The 14,365-nt window shown below is 37.0% G+C and carries 16 protein-coding genes and 1 tRNA gene; 4 read left to right on the top strand and 13 right to left on the bottom strand.

The genetic code is table 11. The features are described from left to right. Positions 1 to 594 precede the first annotated feature (594 nt). From OK18_RS15850 to OK18_RS15840, 3 genes are read right to left on the bottom strand one after another with little or no spacing between them, the layout of a single operon-like run. Positions 595 to 993, bottom strand: a complete 399-nt coding sequence (locus OK18_RS15850; protein WP_228377626.1) for a VOC family protein — start codon at positions 991 to 993, stop codon at positions 595 to 597. After that, on the bottom strand, positions 983 to 1,576 hold the full coding sequence (locus OK18_RS15845; RefSeq protein WP_053328625.1) for a dihydrofolate reductase family protein: 594 nt from the start codon (positions 1,574 to 1,576) through the stop codon (positions 983 to 985). Before OK18_RS15845 ends, OK18_RS15850 begins: the two co-directional genes overlap by 11 nt. Before the next feature lie 45 nt (positions 1,577 to 1,621). Then, complete coding sequence (locus tag OK18_RS15840; RefSeq protein WP_053329395.1) at positions 1,622 to 2,494, bottom strand: alpha/beta fold hydrolase; 873 nt, start codon at positions 2,492 to 2,494, stop codon at positions 1,622 to 1,624. Positions 2,495 to 2,742: 248 nt separating this feature from the next. Between OK18_RS15840 and OK18_RS21315 the strand changes: the two genes are divergently transcribed. Next, positions 2,743 to 2,886 (top strand): bacteriocin-like protein, encoded by a 144-nt coding sequence (locus OK18_RS21315; RefSeq protein WP_156173307.1) that lies wholly within the window; start codon positions 2,743 to 2,745, stop codon positions 2,884 to 2,886. Between the two features lie 288 nt (positions 2,887 to 3,174). On the opposite strand, the gene OK18_RS15835 is transcribed toward OK18_RS21315, so the two are convergent. Next, a complete protein-coding gene (locus OK18_RS15835) occupies positions 3,175 to 4,065 on the bottom strand; it encodes a LysR family transcriptional regulator (RefSeq protein WP_053328624.1) in 891 nt (296 codons plus the stop codon). An 88-nt stretch (positions 4,066 to 4,153) separates the two neighbouring features. Here OK18_RS15835 and OK18_RS15830 point away from each other — a divergent pair, with 88 nt between their 5' ends. After that, on the top strand, positions 4,154 to 5,560 hold the full coding sequence (locus tag OK18_RS15830) for a pyridoxal phosphate-dependent decarboxylase family protein (RefSeq protein ID WP_050021292.1): 1,407 nt from the start codon (positions 4,154 to 4,156) through the stop codon (positions 5,558 to 5,560). A gap of 450 nt (positions 5,561 to 6,010) precedes the next feature. Here the strand turns inward: OK18_RS15830 and OK18_RS15825 are convergent. From OK18_RS15825 to holA, 4 genes are all read right to left on the bottom strand, one after another. Then, a tRNA-Ser gene (locus OK18_RS15825) sits at positions 6,011 to 6,095 on the bottom strand. Between the two features lie 550 nt (positions 6,096 to 6,645). Continuing rightward, positions 6,646 to 7,587: a thioredoxin-disulfide reductase gene (gene trxB / locus OK18_RS15820; RefSeq protein WP_050021293.1), complete on the bottom strand. Its 942-nt coding sequence runs from the start codon at positions 7,585 to 7,587 to the stop codon at positions 6,646 to 6,648. A 206-nt stretch (positions 7,588 to 7,793) separates the two neighbouring features. Next, positions 7,794 to 8,684 carry an alpha/beta hydrolase fold domain-containing protein gene (locus OK18_RS15815; RefSeq protein ID WP_053328623.1) on the bottom strand — a complete coding sequence of 297 codons (891 nt, stop codon included), beginning with the start codon at positions 8,682 to 8,684 and terminating at the stop codon, positions 7,794 to 7,796. A gap of 42 nt (positions 8,685 to 8,726) precedes the next feature. Continuing rightward, entirely contained in the window at positions 8,727 to 9,764 is a 1,038-nt protein-coding gene (gene holA, locus OK18_RS15810; protein WP_053328622.1) for a DNA polymerase III subunit delta, read from the bottom strand. A gap of 7 nt (positions 9,765 to 9,771) precedes the next feature. On the opposite strand from holA, the gene OK18_RS15805 reads away from it, so the two are divergent. Both OK18_RS15805 and OK18_RS15800 read left to right on the top strand, forming a co-directional pair. Further along, positions 9,772 to 10,203, top strand: a complete 432-nt coding sequence (locus OK18_RS15805; protein WP_053328621.1) for a type I restriction enzyme HsdR N-terminal domain-containing protein — start codon at positions 9,772 to 9,774, stop codon at positions 10,201 to 10,203. A 148-nt stretch (positions 10,204 to 10,351) separates the two neighbouring features. Next, a complete protein-coding gene (locus tag OK18_RS15800) occupies positions 10,352 to 11,095 on the top strand; it encodes a dienelactone hydrolase family protein (RefSeq protein ID WP_050021432.1) in 744 nt (247 codons plus the stop codon). Positions 11,096 to 11,176: 81 nt separating this feature from the next. Here the strand turns inward: OK18_RS15800 and OK18_RS15795 are convergent, their stop codons facing one another. The 5 genes from OK18_RS15795 to OK18_RS21900 form a co-directional block, all read right to left on the bottom strand. Further along, a complete protein-coding gene (locus tag OK18_RS15795) occupies positions 11,177 to 11,572 on the bottom strand; it encodes a hypothetical protein (protein ID WP_050021296.1) in 396 nt (131 codons plus the stop codon). A gap of 219 nt (positions 11,573 to 11,791) precedes the next feature. Further along, positions 11,792 to 12,163, bottom strand: a complete 372-nt coding sequence (locus OK18_RS15790) for a cupin domain-containing protein (protein ID WP_053328620.1) — start codon at positions 12,161 to 12,163, stop codon at positions 11,792 to 11,794. Then, on the bottom strand, positions 12,150 to 12,686 hold the full coding sequence (locus OK18_RS15785) for a GNAT family N-acetyltransferase (RefSeq protein ID WP_053328619.1): 537 nt from the start codon (positions 12,684 to 12,686) through the stop codon (positions 12,150 to 12,152). Before OK18_RS15785 ends, OK18_RS15790 begins: the two co-directional genes overlap by 14 nt. 3 nt (positions 12,687 to 12,689) lie before the next feature. Further along, positions 12,690 to 13,292 carry a DUF2911 domain-containing protein gene (locus tag OK18_RS15780; RefSeq protein WP_050021433.1) on the bottom strand — a complete coding sequence of 201 codons (603 nt, stop codon included), beginning with the start codon at positions 13,290 to 13,292 and terminating at the stop codon, positions 12,690 to 12,692. A gap of 29 nt (positions 13,293 to 13,321) precedes the next feature. Further along, the gene (locus tag OK18_RS21900) at positions 13,322 to 14,365 is read right to left on the bottom strand and encodes a bifunctional transcriptional activator/DNA repair enzyme AdaA (protein WP_053328618.1); all 1,044 of its coding nucleotides are present in this window, start codon (positions 14,363 to 14,365) and stop codon (positions 13,322 to 13,324) included.

The raw sequence follows: 14,365 nt of genomic DNA, 5'->3' as shown, positions 1-14,365 counted from the left end.
ATTCACCATCCGGGCTGCTATGAAACAGGAAAGCCAGAGATGATCCTCTATCCAACATTTATTTGGATATATTTCATTCTTAACCATGCTCTTATCCTCTTGAAACAGAGCATGCTTTCAAGGATATAGCTTTAAACAATAAATTTCTCAGGTTAAAAGCCGGATAGTAACCAAAAAAACAGAATCTGCATCGGCTTCAAATGGCAGGTTCCTGTTAACATCTTTGGGAAGCGTTCAGAGGTGTAGTAAATAGAAGAACACTTTCTTGTGCTGATCTCTAAAGTAAGACACTCTGATGTATGATCTCACATCTCTTAAACTTTATTCAATTGATCCGGTATTGAAAGATAATACCGGTACTGAAGCATATTCATCATAAGAAAGGTATAATTCATAGTTGTAATTTTTGGTGCGTGATAAATATAAAAAATAATTCTTATATCAGTGACATTTATGAAAAAAAAACTATAAAAAAGCTTTTATCTGGCTATATGCACAATAAAAAAGATACAGGCCTGATGACCTGTATCTTTTTAATCTGAAACGATAAATCAAAACTATCGCAAATCTCGCGTTATTATGGTAATCAAGTAATTATTGTGATTTCTGTATATTAAAAACAGTCCCTGCCGGATCCATAATCCAATGCATATCTTCGGGAAGTTCTTCTATTTCGTCACAGATTTCTACTCCTTTTGACTGTAAATATTCCGTAGCTTCTCCTACATCAGGAACGGTGAGCTGCAACCAGGTTTCGGAATGGGTATAGTTATCTACACAATCCAGCCATATTATATTATTTCCAAATTTTACTTCATGTGTCCTGGAAACAGTTGGATTATCAACCGGTTTTTCTTCTACCTCCAGTTTGAGAATGTCCCGGTAAAAAGCAACTGTTTTTTCGTATTTATTTTTTGGAATTTTTATGGCAATATTTATTCCTGCTTCAAATTTTACATTCATATCCAATACAATAATCTGTTTATATTTCAATATCACCGGTTATTATTTCTCCGGAACGTTTATAAACGGCAATAATTACTCCTTTTGAAGTCACATGGCTCTCTGTCAAAGCAAAGGCTGCTGACACCGCATTATGGTCAAACAGTTTTTTGCCTTCGCCAAGGATCAGCGGATAAATTTTAAGCCGTAATTCATCGACAAGATCATGCTTCAGCAACAGATGGATAAGTTCACTACTCCCCCAAACCTGGATATCGGGTCCTTCGGATTGTTTAAGCTTCTGTATTTCTGCCAGATCTTTAAGGAAAACAGTATTTTCCCAATCTGATTTTTCCATGGTTTGAGATAAAACATATTTTGTCCCTTTATTAATAGCCGGCCAGAAATCTGCATGGCCCGGCCAGTATGACGAAAAAATATCATATGTTTTTCTTCCCAAAAGGTAGTCAGCAGGTTTCATTTCCTCCTGCATAATTTGTCCAAAAAGTTCATCACCGTAAGATACTGTCCAGCCTCCATATTCAAAATTACCGGATGTATCTTCTTCAGGTCCGCCGGGAGCCTGCATCACACCATCTAAAGTAATCATTGATAAAACACTTATTTTTCTCATTGTAATTATTTTTTAATTAAGATATTTTATATTCCATTCAACCGGTTACTTTAAAAAACTGTTCAGCTCATTCAGGATTGTTGCGGTCTGCATCATCAGGCTCACATGGCTCTGTCCGGGAATAATAGCCAGGCGGGATTTTGGCATTGGGGACAGATCGGCAGAAACTCCGCCTCCCAATAGCTTATATGTTTTTGCAAGTTCAATCTTATCCAGTCCATCATTGTCACCGGATATAATTAAAACAGGTGCAGAAATCTTAGAAATATTGGCATCGCCCAGATCAAAAGGCTGGCCTGCAGCAGCGATCATCTGCTCTAAAAATTTTGTCCATTTTGTTTTATCGGGAGCTACCTGGTCATAGGCAGTCTGCATGGGACTATTAGTAAACAGTTCAGGTTTCATTGTTTTAAAGACATTATTTACCTCCGGTATCCAGCCTGTATTTTTATAGGTTGCAGAGATTATTACCAGTTTATTAAGCCTATCAGGGTTTTGTATGGCAAATTGATAAGCTATTGCACCGCCAAAGCTGTATCCGGCAATATCTGCCTTATCAATTTTCAGATAATCCATTACTCCTTTGACATCGCTTGCCAGATTAGCGTGTGATAATTTTCTGTCTGAAAATGGGGTATGCCCGTGTCCCTGCAACTCGATGGCGATAACTTTCCGGTTTTTCGACAAGTCAGGGATCAGCTGTCCCCAATTCGTATCAATGGTCATAAAAGCACCATGCAAGAGTACAAGAGGTTTCCCTTCACCATATACTTCGTAATAAACTTTGATTCCGTTAACAGGTATATAACCGCTTACGGAGGGTTTTACTTTCTGGCTGTATAATGATGATACAGCAAACATCATAATTGCTATCAGTAGCGGCTTTAAGAAACGAGCCGGAGTGAATGTATTTTTCATAATATTATCTGGATTTAAGTTAATCAATATTCATACTCAAAATTACCAAGCCATTATGAAAACCGACTTGTCACAAGGCAAGATTTTTTGGAAGTAATGTATTTTAATGCTTTATATTTTATTCAGTTCAAAAGATTTTAAAGCAAAAAACTTAAAATAAACCCCACCTTAGTTAAATATTTTCAAAATAATTACACTTTAGTTGACGAAAATTGATTAATTTCGGGTTGAACTAAAACAATATTCTTATGAAAAATTTAAAGAAAATCGAAAGACAGGAACTGAAAGCGATCAAAGGTGGTATTAATTGCCCTGGAGGCCAGATTTGCTTAATCAACGGAAAATGGCAATGCATGCCATATGACGGATGTGGTGGTGGAAACCAGCCCTAATTTGTACACTTAAATTACTTGATTATGAAAAATTATAAGAAAATTCCGAGAGAGCATTTGAAAAATATTAATGGCGGAACATTAACCTGCTCTGAGGCATGCTGCCCACCACCGGGGAAAAAAAGATGTCCCTGGATTGTTTGTGTAGCGCCATGTGATATACTAAGTTAACAGCATATACATAATCAGAATAAAAAAGCCTTAGAATCCAAACTCTAAGGCTTTTATAATGATCAGATTTGTTGCTATAGCCTAAATAAACCATCTTGTAACCGATAGACTTTTATCTTATGTATTATAAAAATCAAAGTCGTTAATTAATGAGAATATCCCGGCGTGAGTAGATTCCAGATCAGCATTCCATAACATAACAATGATCGCTTTTTGTTTTATATTCTTTAATTCTATGTATTTAATGTTATTATTATGATACCTGATTAATCCGGAGAGCGGCTCAATGGTGATCCCAATCCCCGCTTCTACAAGTCTTATAACTGTACTGGCATGGGAAGATTCATGAATTACGTTTGGTAAATATCCGGCATCAATACATATTGATTCAATGATTCCTACATACAATTCTCCATCAGCTTTCGGAGCTAATATAAAAGACTCGGTTTCAAACTGAGCCACACTTACAAAATTTGAATGGTTTATTGGATGGTTTTTAGGCAAAACAACAGCAAAGTTTTCTTCTTTTAACACCTTGCTTTTTAAGTTGCCTTTAATGGTAGGGTTAGTGGAAAGACTGATATCTATTTCCCTGTTTCTTATAGCTTCTACCTGGCGGGTATTTGACATTTCTATCAATATGATTTTGATTCCTGGCAAGGCATGGTTCAGCTTTTTTACAAGATCCGGTAAAAAAGACTGCATTACCGAATGAGTGTATGCAATTCTGATTTCGCCCATTTCTCCCTTCTCAATCTGTGCACTTTGCTTAATACAGTAATCCAGCTGATTGATTATTTTCTGGACCTCATTTCTAAAGTATGCCCCCGCAGGGGTAAGCTCTACATTTCTCTTGTTTCTTTTAAATAATACAATTGACAGTTCATCTTCAAGCTTTTTTATTTGCCTGCTGAGAGCTGGTTGTGCAATAAACACCTTATCCGAGGTTTTTGTAAAATTTAATGTTTCGGATAGCTTTAAAAAGTTTCGTAATACTTCTATATCCATACTAATGCAATTTAGGAATAAGTTGATGATAAATAAGTATTTTTTTTAATAAATTTTACTTTGTTATTTTGTTCATAAATAAAATATCATGAGCACATTATTACGTAAAGCATATTCTGCAGCATCATTTGAGCAACAAGGCTATCAATTAATCAGCCTTTTGGCTCAACATCTCAAAAAATCCACAGATCATTCTGCTATGAACTGGATTGCTCCTGAAAAGCAGATGGAATTCTGGAAGAATGATTTCAGTTCGGGACTGCTTTCCGATCCTGTTACTCTTTTTAAAGAAATAGCTGACCGGTCTATTAATGTGAGAAACCCCAAATATATGGGACATCAGGTTGCCTGTCCGTTACCTTTAACCATACTGAGCTCTGCTTTTATTTCTTGTCTTAACCAGAGCTTACCTATTTATGAAATGGGTATGGTGGGGACTGCATTAGAAAAAATAGTTACCGACCATATTAAAACAAAGTTCGGATTCGGGAATCAATCATCCGGGATTATTACATCAGGAGGCTCACTTGGAAACCTTACAGCTATTTTGGCAGCCAAAGCACAATTTAAGGAAAAAGATCATCCTGATTTAGTAATTCTTGTTTCCCGGGAAGCCCACTATAGTATAGAACGGGCGGCTAAAATTGCAGGACTTCCAGCTTCAGGACTTATACAATTGCCAGTAAATGAAAAGTTTCAGTTGCAGACGGAATTACTCACAGAAGTATATCGGGATTTAACTTTGAAAGGGAAGAAAGTTTTATGTATCGTAGGGTGCGCCTGTTCTACATCGCTCGGGGTTTATGATGACCTTGAGGCTATTGGCAGCTGGGCCCGGGAGCATAATATCTGGTTTCATGTTGATGGGGCACATGGTGGTGCCGCTATTTTTTCACCTGATTATAAGGATTTGCTAAAGGGAGCAGAACAAGCAGATTCAATTATCCTGGACTTTCATAAGCTATTGATGGCTCCATCTTTATCAACGGCTCTTATTTATAGGGACGGAAAAAATGCAAAAAAAACCTTTGCGCAGGAAGCTGATTATTTATTTGACAACCATGATAAAAATGATTGGTGCGAATCCGGGAAGAGTACCTTCGAATGTACCAAACCGATGCATATTTTAAATACCTATATGATTTTACGGACTTATGGTGATGAAATTTACAGGGAGAATATAGATACCTTATACAATCTTGCAAGAAAATTCTATTTTATGATCGAGAATGATGATAAGTTTGAAGCTGCCCTGGAACCTATGAGTAATATTGTTTGTTTCAGGTATAAAAACGGTAATAATTTAAATGTAATTAACCATACGATTTCAAAAGAAATTCTTCTTGACGGGTCCTATTATATTGTAAATACAACTATCAATGGGGAGTTTTGGTTAAGGGTTTCGATTCAGAATCCTTTTACTAACGAAAGTCATTTTAAGGGTCTTTTAGGCAAAATAAAAGAAATTGGTGGTAAGCTACAGGAGATTATATAATGACGCAACATAATATTTTTGTGGCAATTTACAACAAGTGAAAATGGGAGGCAGTCTCAAAAGGGATCAGGAGCAAAAGTTGGTGACATAATAAATTGGGTCTGGATATAAAAAATTCTGTTCATTATTGATTGGCTCAAAATTATTGAAATCGTTTTTCACGCAAAGTTTAAAAAAATAATGTTCCATTTCAAGTAGGCAAAGAAGACAGCATAGCTGCTGACTAAGCGCATGCAAAGTCTTCGCTTCATCAGAAGCGATTAAAAATCGATTCATTTCTTAGCTTATTTAAAATAAAGAGTAATCAAAAAGAAATCTTTGGGTGAATTTTAAAAATTAAATAGATCTAAATATTATAAGACCATAACTTTGCACTTGATCCCTCAAAAGTTGGGATGGGAAAAACTCAAAAAATAAAAACCTACTGCGATCAGTAGGTTTTTATTATTGCGGAGAGTGAGGGATTCGAACCCCCGGACCTGTTACAGTCAACAGTTTTCAAGACTGCCGCAATCGACCACTCTGCCAACTCTCCCTAAACTCCGGCTATACCGTTGTTTTCAGTGGTGCAAATATAGAACGATTTTTAATTCCTGCAAAACTTTTCAGGAACAAATTTTAACAGAACTTAATAATAGACTAGAAATCAAGGGAATTATTTCATCCTATCTATTTTCCCTGCTATTCACATTCATAGTAAACTTTCAACATTTATTTAATTCTCTGAATTTTCTTAAATCATCCTTAAACACCTTAACCATATTGTTTTCAATTGCCACCATATTAATCTTATTAAATCTACTTTCCTTTTCTCTGCATCTGTAGCTACAATTTAACCACAAAAGTCACAAAAGCTTCTGAACATTTTAGTTTTTGAAGTTATAAGCATTATGTTAAGAAGAACACAGAAGTTTAAAAATCAAAGATTTTATAATCAGCCATATCCGCATAATCTGCGGTATCTGTATATCTGTAAACAAAAAAGTATCCACAAACATCTGTGAAAATCCGAACAATCTGTGGGAAACTAAAGATCAAAAAAAGCGCACCCATTGGGCACGCTCTGTATCATTGAACACTGGATATTAGTGTAATTCAGCTAAGTATTTCTCTGCATCCATTGCCGCCATGCATCCACTCCCTGCAGCGGTAATAGCCTGTCTGTAGATATGATCCTGAACGTCTCCTGCTGCAAATACTCCCGGAAGATTTGTTCTTGAAGATCCTTTCTCTGTCAGAATATAACCATTTTCATCAAGATCCACCTGGCCGACAAAGATATCCGTATTCGGTTTGTGACCGATGGCGATGAAAATTCCTTCCACATCTATCTTAGAAGTTTCCTGTGTCTGGTTGTTGATGACCACAGCTCTTTCCACCAAACTGTTTTCTCCTTCTATTCCAATCAATTCATGGTGGAATTTCACCTCAATATTCGGTGTGTTTTCTACTCTGTGAATCATTGCTTTTGATGCTCTGAAAACATCTTTTCTTACCAGCATGGTTACTTTTCTGCATAATTTTGCCAGATAAGTAGCTTCTTCAGCAGCAGTGTCTCCTGCTCCCACCACCACAACGTCTTTTCCTCTGTAGAAAAACCCGTCGCATGTAGCACAAGCTGAAACTCCTCCCCCGGCATATTTTTTCTCATCTTCCAGCCCTAAATATTTTGCGGTAGCTCCTGTTGAAATAATAACAGTTTTTGCTAAGATCTCTTTATTACCTGCATATAGTTTGTGAACACCCCCTACTTCTTTTGAAAATTCAGCTTTGGTGATCATCTCATAGTGAACCTTTGTTTCAAATCTTTCTGCCTGTTTTTGCAGATCCATCATCATTTCAGGACCTGTAATCCCGGCCGGATACCCTGGAAAGTTATCTACTTCAGTAGTGGTAGTTAATTGTCCGCCCGGCTCCAGACCTGTATACAATTCAGGTTTTAAGTCTGCTCTTGCTGCATAGATTGCAGCTGTGAAACCAGAAGGTCCAGATCCAACGATCACACAATCTAAAATGTTTTGCTCCATAATTTATTTGTTCGAAAAGATTTAATTCAATTAAGTCCGCTAATTTCGTAATTTTTAATGTTTTTTTAAAGTTATTTTAATGATACTTGTCAATATCAGATATGCGGATTGTCAATGAAGGGTATGAGATGCGGGATTAGGATGAGGACACGGATTTTAAAATTGATCGATTATTTTATCCGCTTCTAATCTCTTCATCTACCTCCTCACTCCAGCATCCATTTTACCAGTCCCTTCTGTTCCACAATATTCCAGGAATGGGGATGTTTTTTACCGTTGGCTCTTATACCACGGTTCTTGGTTTCTATGTATTCTGCAGTATGATTTCCAAGATTGACTAAAGCTTCATTGGCTTTTTTAAGAACAAAAGCGTTCAGGTCTTCAAACTTTCTGCCTTTGTTTTGCTGTTGCCAATCCAGATCCGGTTCACAGTAAAACCTTGTTTTGATATTTTTTAAATATTGAATATTTTCCACTGAATTGGAAGTCATCAGATAGGGTGAAGCGGTTTTATATGTTGCCGGGTTTTCATCGGGTTTTCCTAATTCCTGATCAAAAAGCCCGATAAGGAATTTCCCTTCTTCCACTGCGTCAGGATCTACGTTGGCAGCCACATCTTTTTCAGCATTATGATAGAGCTGTTCCAGGTCAACAGGTGAATCTACCACCAATAGTCCTTTGGGCTGAATAGCGTTTTCATTTTTGATTAAAAAAGAAGAAAGTAACAGGGCTACATTACCACCGCTGGAAAATCCTCCTATAAAAACATTGGCCTTATCAATATGATGCTGATCAAATATGGAGTTTAAAACAGCTGCATATTCCTTCTTTTCAGATTCTTTTAAAAATAGTTTTTGATTATAATCTAAAAGTATTGTTGTAACACCTTCTTTCTCAATACTTTTCAAAAAGCCGGCTTCAGCTTTTGTATGTTCAATATCACAAGGAAAACAGGGAAATAAAACAAGTACCGCTTTTTGATTGTCAGACCGGGTTACTTCATAATGATTGTTGTTCTCTGTGTTTTTTACAACTTTCCCTGAAGTACAGCTTAGTAAAAATAAGGATAAAACAAATAGTAAAATATTTTTTTGCATTAATAATTATTAAAAAATTCGCACTCGCCAGACTCTCAAACCCTATACTTTCATCTTGATCTTATCCACATTAATAATCTTATACACCAGTTCTTTGATCAGTTCTGCTTCACTCATATTCACAGCTCCAAGTCCTTTCCCTTTCATATCAAATTCTCTTAAAATAGAGATCACCCTTGTGGCATGTTTTAAAGGATATAACCTGGCACTTTCGGCATAATCTTTAATGAAATAGGGATTCACACCCATCCGGGAAGCAATAGCTTGGGGAGGTTGTCCCGCCATGGTCTGATAGATTATAACGTTTGAAAAATAACTGTAAAGGCTGGCCAGCATCATCACAAACGGATTATTCTTGGGGTTTTTACCCATGAAATGGGCAATTTTAAAAGCTGCATTGGCATTTTTTGTTCCTAATGCCTTTTGAAGCTCAAAAACGTTATACTCTTTACTGATCCCGATATGATTTTCAATGATGGTTCCGTCAAGAATTTCACCCTCTTTGAGAATCATTTTCAACTTATTAAGTTCATTAGCTATTCTCGACAGGTCATTTCCCAGGTATTCTGCCAGAAGATGGGAAATATTAGGAGCGGTTTTGATTTGAAGTTTTGTACATTCATCCGCAATCCATTTGGGAAGATTGCTTTCTCTAACAGGTTCACTCAGGAAAAGAGCTTTGGCCTTATCCAATGCTTTGGCGGCTTTTTTGCGGCTGTCAAGCTTTTTATGTTTATGGGCAAAAACCAGTACTGTAGAAGGTACCGGATTTTCTACATAAGATTCGAGGATCCTGTTTTCCTCTTCATTCAGTTTCAGATCCTGGGCTTCCTTGACAATGATTACCTGTTTATTCCCCATCATAGGAAACTGCCTTGCCAGAGAAAGAATCTCCTGATAGGAAGTGTCTTTTCCATAAGTAACGGTCTGGTTGAAAGCTTTTTCATCTTCTTCCAGAAAGTCGTGTTCAAGGGCTTTTACAGCAACATCTATAAAGTAGGGTTCTTCTCCATGGAAAAAATAAATAGGTAAAACTTCTTTATTTTTAATATTTTTGAGGATTAAATCTAATTCTTTCATCTTACTAATGGAACTTCCAAAACTGAATTTTCAGGAAACTTTTGATTTTAAATTCAAGAAAGACAAAGATAAGTTTTTTATTTATGATTTGGTTCGCAAAACTTATCTTCTGCTCACTCCTGAGGAATGGGTAAGACAACACTGGGTACATTACTATCTTACCGTAAAGTCCTACTCTACATCGGCTTTAATTACTGAAAAAAAAATTATTCTCAATGGTTTAACCAAAAGAATTGATCTTTTAGTGACCGAAAGAACAGAGCCTATAATTCTGATTGAATGTAAAGCTCCTCAAATCAAACTCACAGAAAAAACATTTGAGCAGACCGCACGATACAATTCTATTGTGGGCGCTAAAGAAATTATTTTAACCAACGGACTTCAGCACATCAATGCGTATTACGAAGACGGGCAATACCGGTTTTACAGACCTGAGTAAATTAAAAGACAGCTTTCACTACAGCTAAATCCCTGCATCATAAAAGATTAATAATCCTCTATTAAGTTATTTTCATTAATTTAGTTGAGGATTTTATTTGTCCTGTATTAAAAACACCAAGATTATACCCATTACTAAATTACAAAATATGATACGTTCAATCTTATTAACCGCATTCATGATGACATCAGGAAGTCTTTTCAGTCAGAAACTTACAACAATTTCCTACCAGGACGGTTCTCAGAAGCTAAATGGTTTAATCACTTCCAATGCAGGAAAAAAGCTTCCCGGAGTTTTAATCCTTCCTGCCTGGAAAGGGATAGATGAAGAAGCTAAAACAGCTGCTATTGAGCTTGAAAAGCAGGGATACATTGCCTTTATCGCTGATATTTACGGAGAAGGAAAAATTCCTGCTGATAATGAATCTGCTGCGAAAAGCTCAGGATATTACAAACAAAATTATCAGGAATACCAGAAAAGGATTTCATTAGCATTGGAACAGTTGAAGAAAAACGGTGCTATTTCCGGGAAAACAGCCGTTATCGGATACTGTTTCGGAGGAACAGGTGCTTTGGAAGCAGCCAGAGGCAATTTAGCTGTTGCAGGGGTTGTATCAATCCATGGAAGCCTTGCTAAGGACCAGACCAGAAAAAATGAAAAACTGAATGCTAAAATTTTGATTGAAAACCCGGCAGATGATAAAAGTGTAACACCACAGGATTATGATAACCTCATCAAAGAAATGAATGAAGGAAATGCCGACTGGCAGATCATTACCTATGCCCACTCCAAACATACCTTTACGGATCCTAAATCCCCCGATTATAACGAAATAATGGCGAAAAGAGCATGGAACCATACCCTGATGTTCCTGAAAGAAATACTGAAATAGTCTTTAATATATCCTTTTGATCAGTTTGACAATGTACCGATGAAATTTATTCCCGGTACATTGTTATATTGATGATTTTTATTACTGAACCGTTTCTTGCTGAGCAGCACTCAATTCAACGTTATAATTCTTTGGAGAATATTTCGTCAAAGAACCTGTAGCCGCATCAATTCCTACTCCGATAGCGCCACCAAAAAGGATATTAAGCAATGTTACCGGGTTAAAAGTTTTAGTCAGCTTCACCTCTTTGCTGTTATAGCCCTCTTTTTCAAAAGTAACCATTTGTTTGCTCAATGATCTTGGTATTTCAGCTACACACGGAGTCGTACATTTTTCGATTCCTTTGTGAAATACTTTGACGCCTTCAGGGCTTGAGGTAAAAGATATTTTGTCTTTAGTTCCTGTGAACATGGAAGCGCAGGAAGTCATAGAAACTGTAATACCCAATAATAATGCAACTGATAGTTTGTTTTTCATATATTTAAATAATTAATTTCCTTATTATTTCAGCGCGCGAACATACAAAATAATTCACAATAACAAGTATTAATCCGTATCAATAATATACTTCTATAACCAGCTTTACTACTAAGTCTTTAAAACAAAGGGTTTTAATTTTACATGACATTTTACCATAAAAAAGCAAATCCGCTGATTGACAGATTTGCTTTGTATTTTATTGTATTCATTAATTATTCAGTCTACTCCTTCTTCTTCCCTGTTCACCAACTCCATAGAAAATGCGGGAAGGCAGATGGCAAGATATTCGCAAGGCTCTGAAAACGGGTTACTGTACCGGATTCTGGCTCCCTTTTCAATGAGGATACTATGGCCTTTTTCCAATACTACAATTTCTCCATCTATTTCAAATTGTTTTTTTCCCGAAATAATATAGGTAAATTCATCAAATTCCGGAGTCTGGTGTGGCTCGCTCCATTCCGGAGGTGCTACCATATGGGCAATGGAAATATCAGAGTTTCCGGTAGAATTTCCCCAGTGTTCCTCAATCAGCTTTCCATCTCTGGCAGGAACTATAAATGGGGATTGCTGGATTTTATATTTTTTCATACCAATCTTCTTTTTTTATTTCATACACGAAATTAGTTCTCGTGGGTTCTCCAAAATATGCCACTTCTTCTTCCGCTATTTTTTTGCCTCCAAGCCTTTCCAAAGCAATCTGTGATCTGAAATTCTCTTTTCCGATATGAAAGTGAACTTTATCTACAAACTGAAAGATATATTCCAGCATCAACTTTTTAACCTGCGGATTGATCCCTTTTCCCCAGGATTTCGTCCCATAGAAAGTATAGCCAATAAAAATATGGTTGTCATCCTCATCAAAATTATAATAACGGCTGCTTCCCAGAACATCTCCCGTAGCTTTTTCAATAATTTTGAAGGCTCCCTTGCTTTCTATGGCTCCCTGAAAAAAGTTTGTAAAAACTTCCCGCTTATAACGGTCTTTATTAGGATGTTGTTCCCAAACTTCAGGATCAGAAGCCACTTCATATAAAGATTCAAAATCCCCTTGCTGTAAGGGGATTAATTGAAGTTCTTCATTCTCTAAAACGGGCTGAACAGAAAAATTCATGATTTAGCTCTTTTTAGTAGAATCTGATTCTATTTTCTTGATTTCTTTTAACTTGTCGGAAATCTTGATTACGGTATCTAACTTTGATGGCTTTAACGGAACTTCCGCCTGAGCCGTATCCCATTTGATCACTAGGTTTCCTGAGTTTTCATCTGTAGGGTTCAGGGTAATTTCAAACCATTCCTGCTTGTCTGCAAGTTTACTGACAGGTACAGTAACATCTACTACGTCTTGTTTAGGGTCATAGGTATAAGCCCCCCATTGCTGAAAGTCTTTATTCAGAATAACTTTCCATTCTTTTTCTGTCGGAACAATGAATAATCCATAGGTTCCTGCCTGAACCGTTTTTCCTCCAAAATTAACGGCTTGTCCGAAGGTAATCTTCGTAGATGAGTTCGCCCCTGCTCTCCATACTTGTCCATAAGGAACCAGCTCTCCGAAAATCTTACGTCCTTTTACTCCCGGTCTTCCGTAGTCGATCGTGATCTTGGACATTGAAAACTGCTGCTCTACTCTTTGTCGCGGGCTTGCTGCCGGTACGGAATAATCCTGTGCGAAACTGAATGCCGATACTGAAATGCAAACTGCTGCTAATAATTTTTTCACGTGTAAATTTTTGTTTAAAATTACAAAAATCAAAACAAAATAGCTTTCTCCAGCTCCAATAATTTTTGTTTTCTCCATATCCCGCCACCATAACCGGTTAGCTGACCATTGCTTCCAATTACCCTGTGGCAGGGAATGATAATGGATATTTTATTTAAGCCGTTAGCATTGGCAACAGCCCGTACAGATTGGGGACTCCCTAAGATATCTGCCTGTTCCTGATAGCTTCTCGTTGATCCATAGGGAATACCCTGCAGAATTTCCCATACCTTCTTCTGAAATGCAGTACCCACCGGTGAAAGGGGAACTGTAAAAATGCTCCTTTTTCCTTCAAAATATTCGGTAAGTTCTTTTTCCAGAGTGGTAAAGTGAGGGTTCTCTCCCTGTATGATATTGGCATTATAATACCGGGATATACTTTTAAGTTCCGTGGGAAGAGCCTTTCTGTCAGAAAATTCCAGGAGGCATATTCCGTTTTCATCAGCACAGGCTATCATGGTTCCCAGTATGGTTTCAATTCTTTTAAGATCAATGATTTTTTCCATTGTATTATTTTTAGGAGAAACCCCAAAAATATTTTTAAAACTTTCATTGAAACCACTAAGGCTCTCATATCCCACCTCAAAAGCTACCCCTGTAACAGATTCTCCCTGCTGAATCTTTTTAAATGCCGTATTCAGCTTAGACATTCTCTGAAAAGCCTGAAAAGTCATCCCGTGATGTTTCAGAAACCATCTTCGGACCGTAGCTGGCTCCCACCCTCTTTTAACGAGATCATAATCTTTCAGCTTTAATGAAGGATCTGCGGTAATTTCATGCAACAATTCTTTAATATATAAAGGAGTAACGTCAGGATTTTCAAGGGGTTTGCAGACTTTACAGGGGCGATACCCTTTCAATAGAGCGTCTTTCGTATTGGAAAAAAATTCTACATTTTGAAATTTAGGTTTACGTGCTGTACAGGTCGGCCGGCAGAAAATTCCGGTAGTTTTCACTCCCATCCAGAAAACTCCTTCAAATGAAGGGTCTTTTGTATAGGAAGCCTGATACATTATTTCTTCTGTAAGTTCCAT

Origin of the sequence: Chryseobacterium gallinarum (assembly GCF_001021975.1) — a bacterium.
GTDB lineage: Bacteria > Bacteroidota > Bacteroidia > Flavobacteriales > Weeksellaceae > Chryseobacterium > Chryseobacterium gallinarum.
The sequence above is the reverse complement of the archived record's forward strand: the minus strand, read 5'-3'. Positions and strand labels throughout refer to the sequence as shown.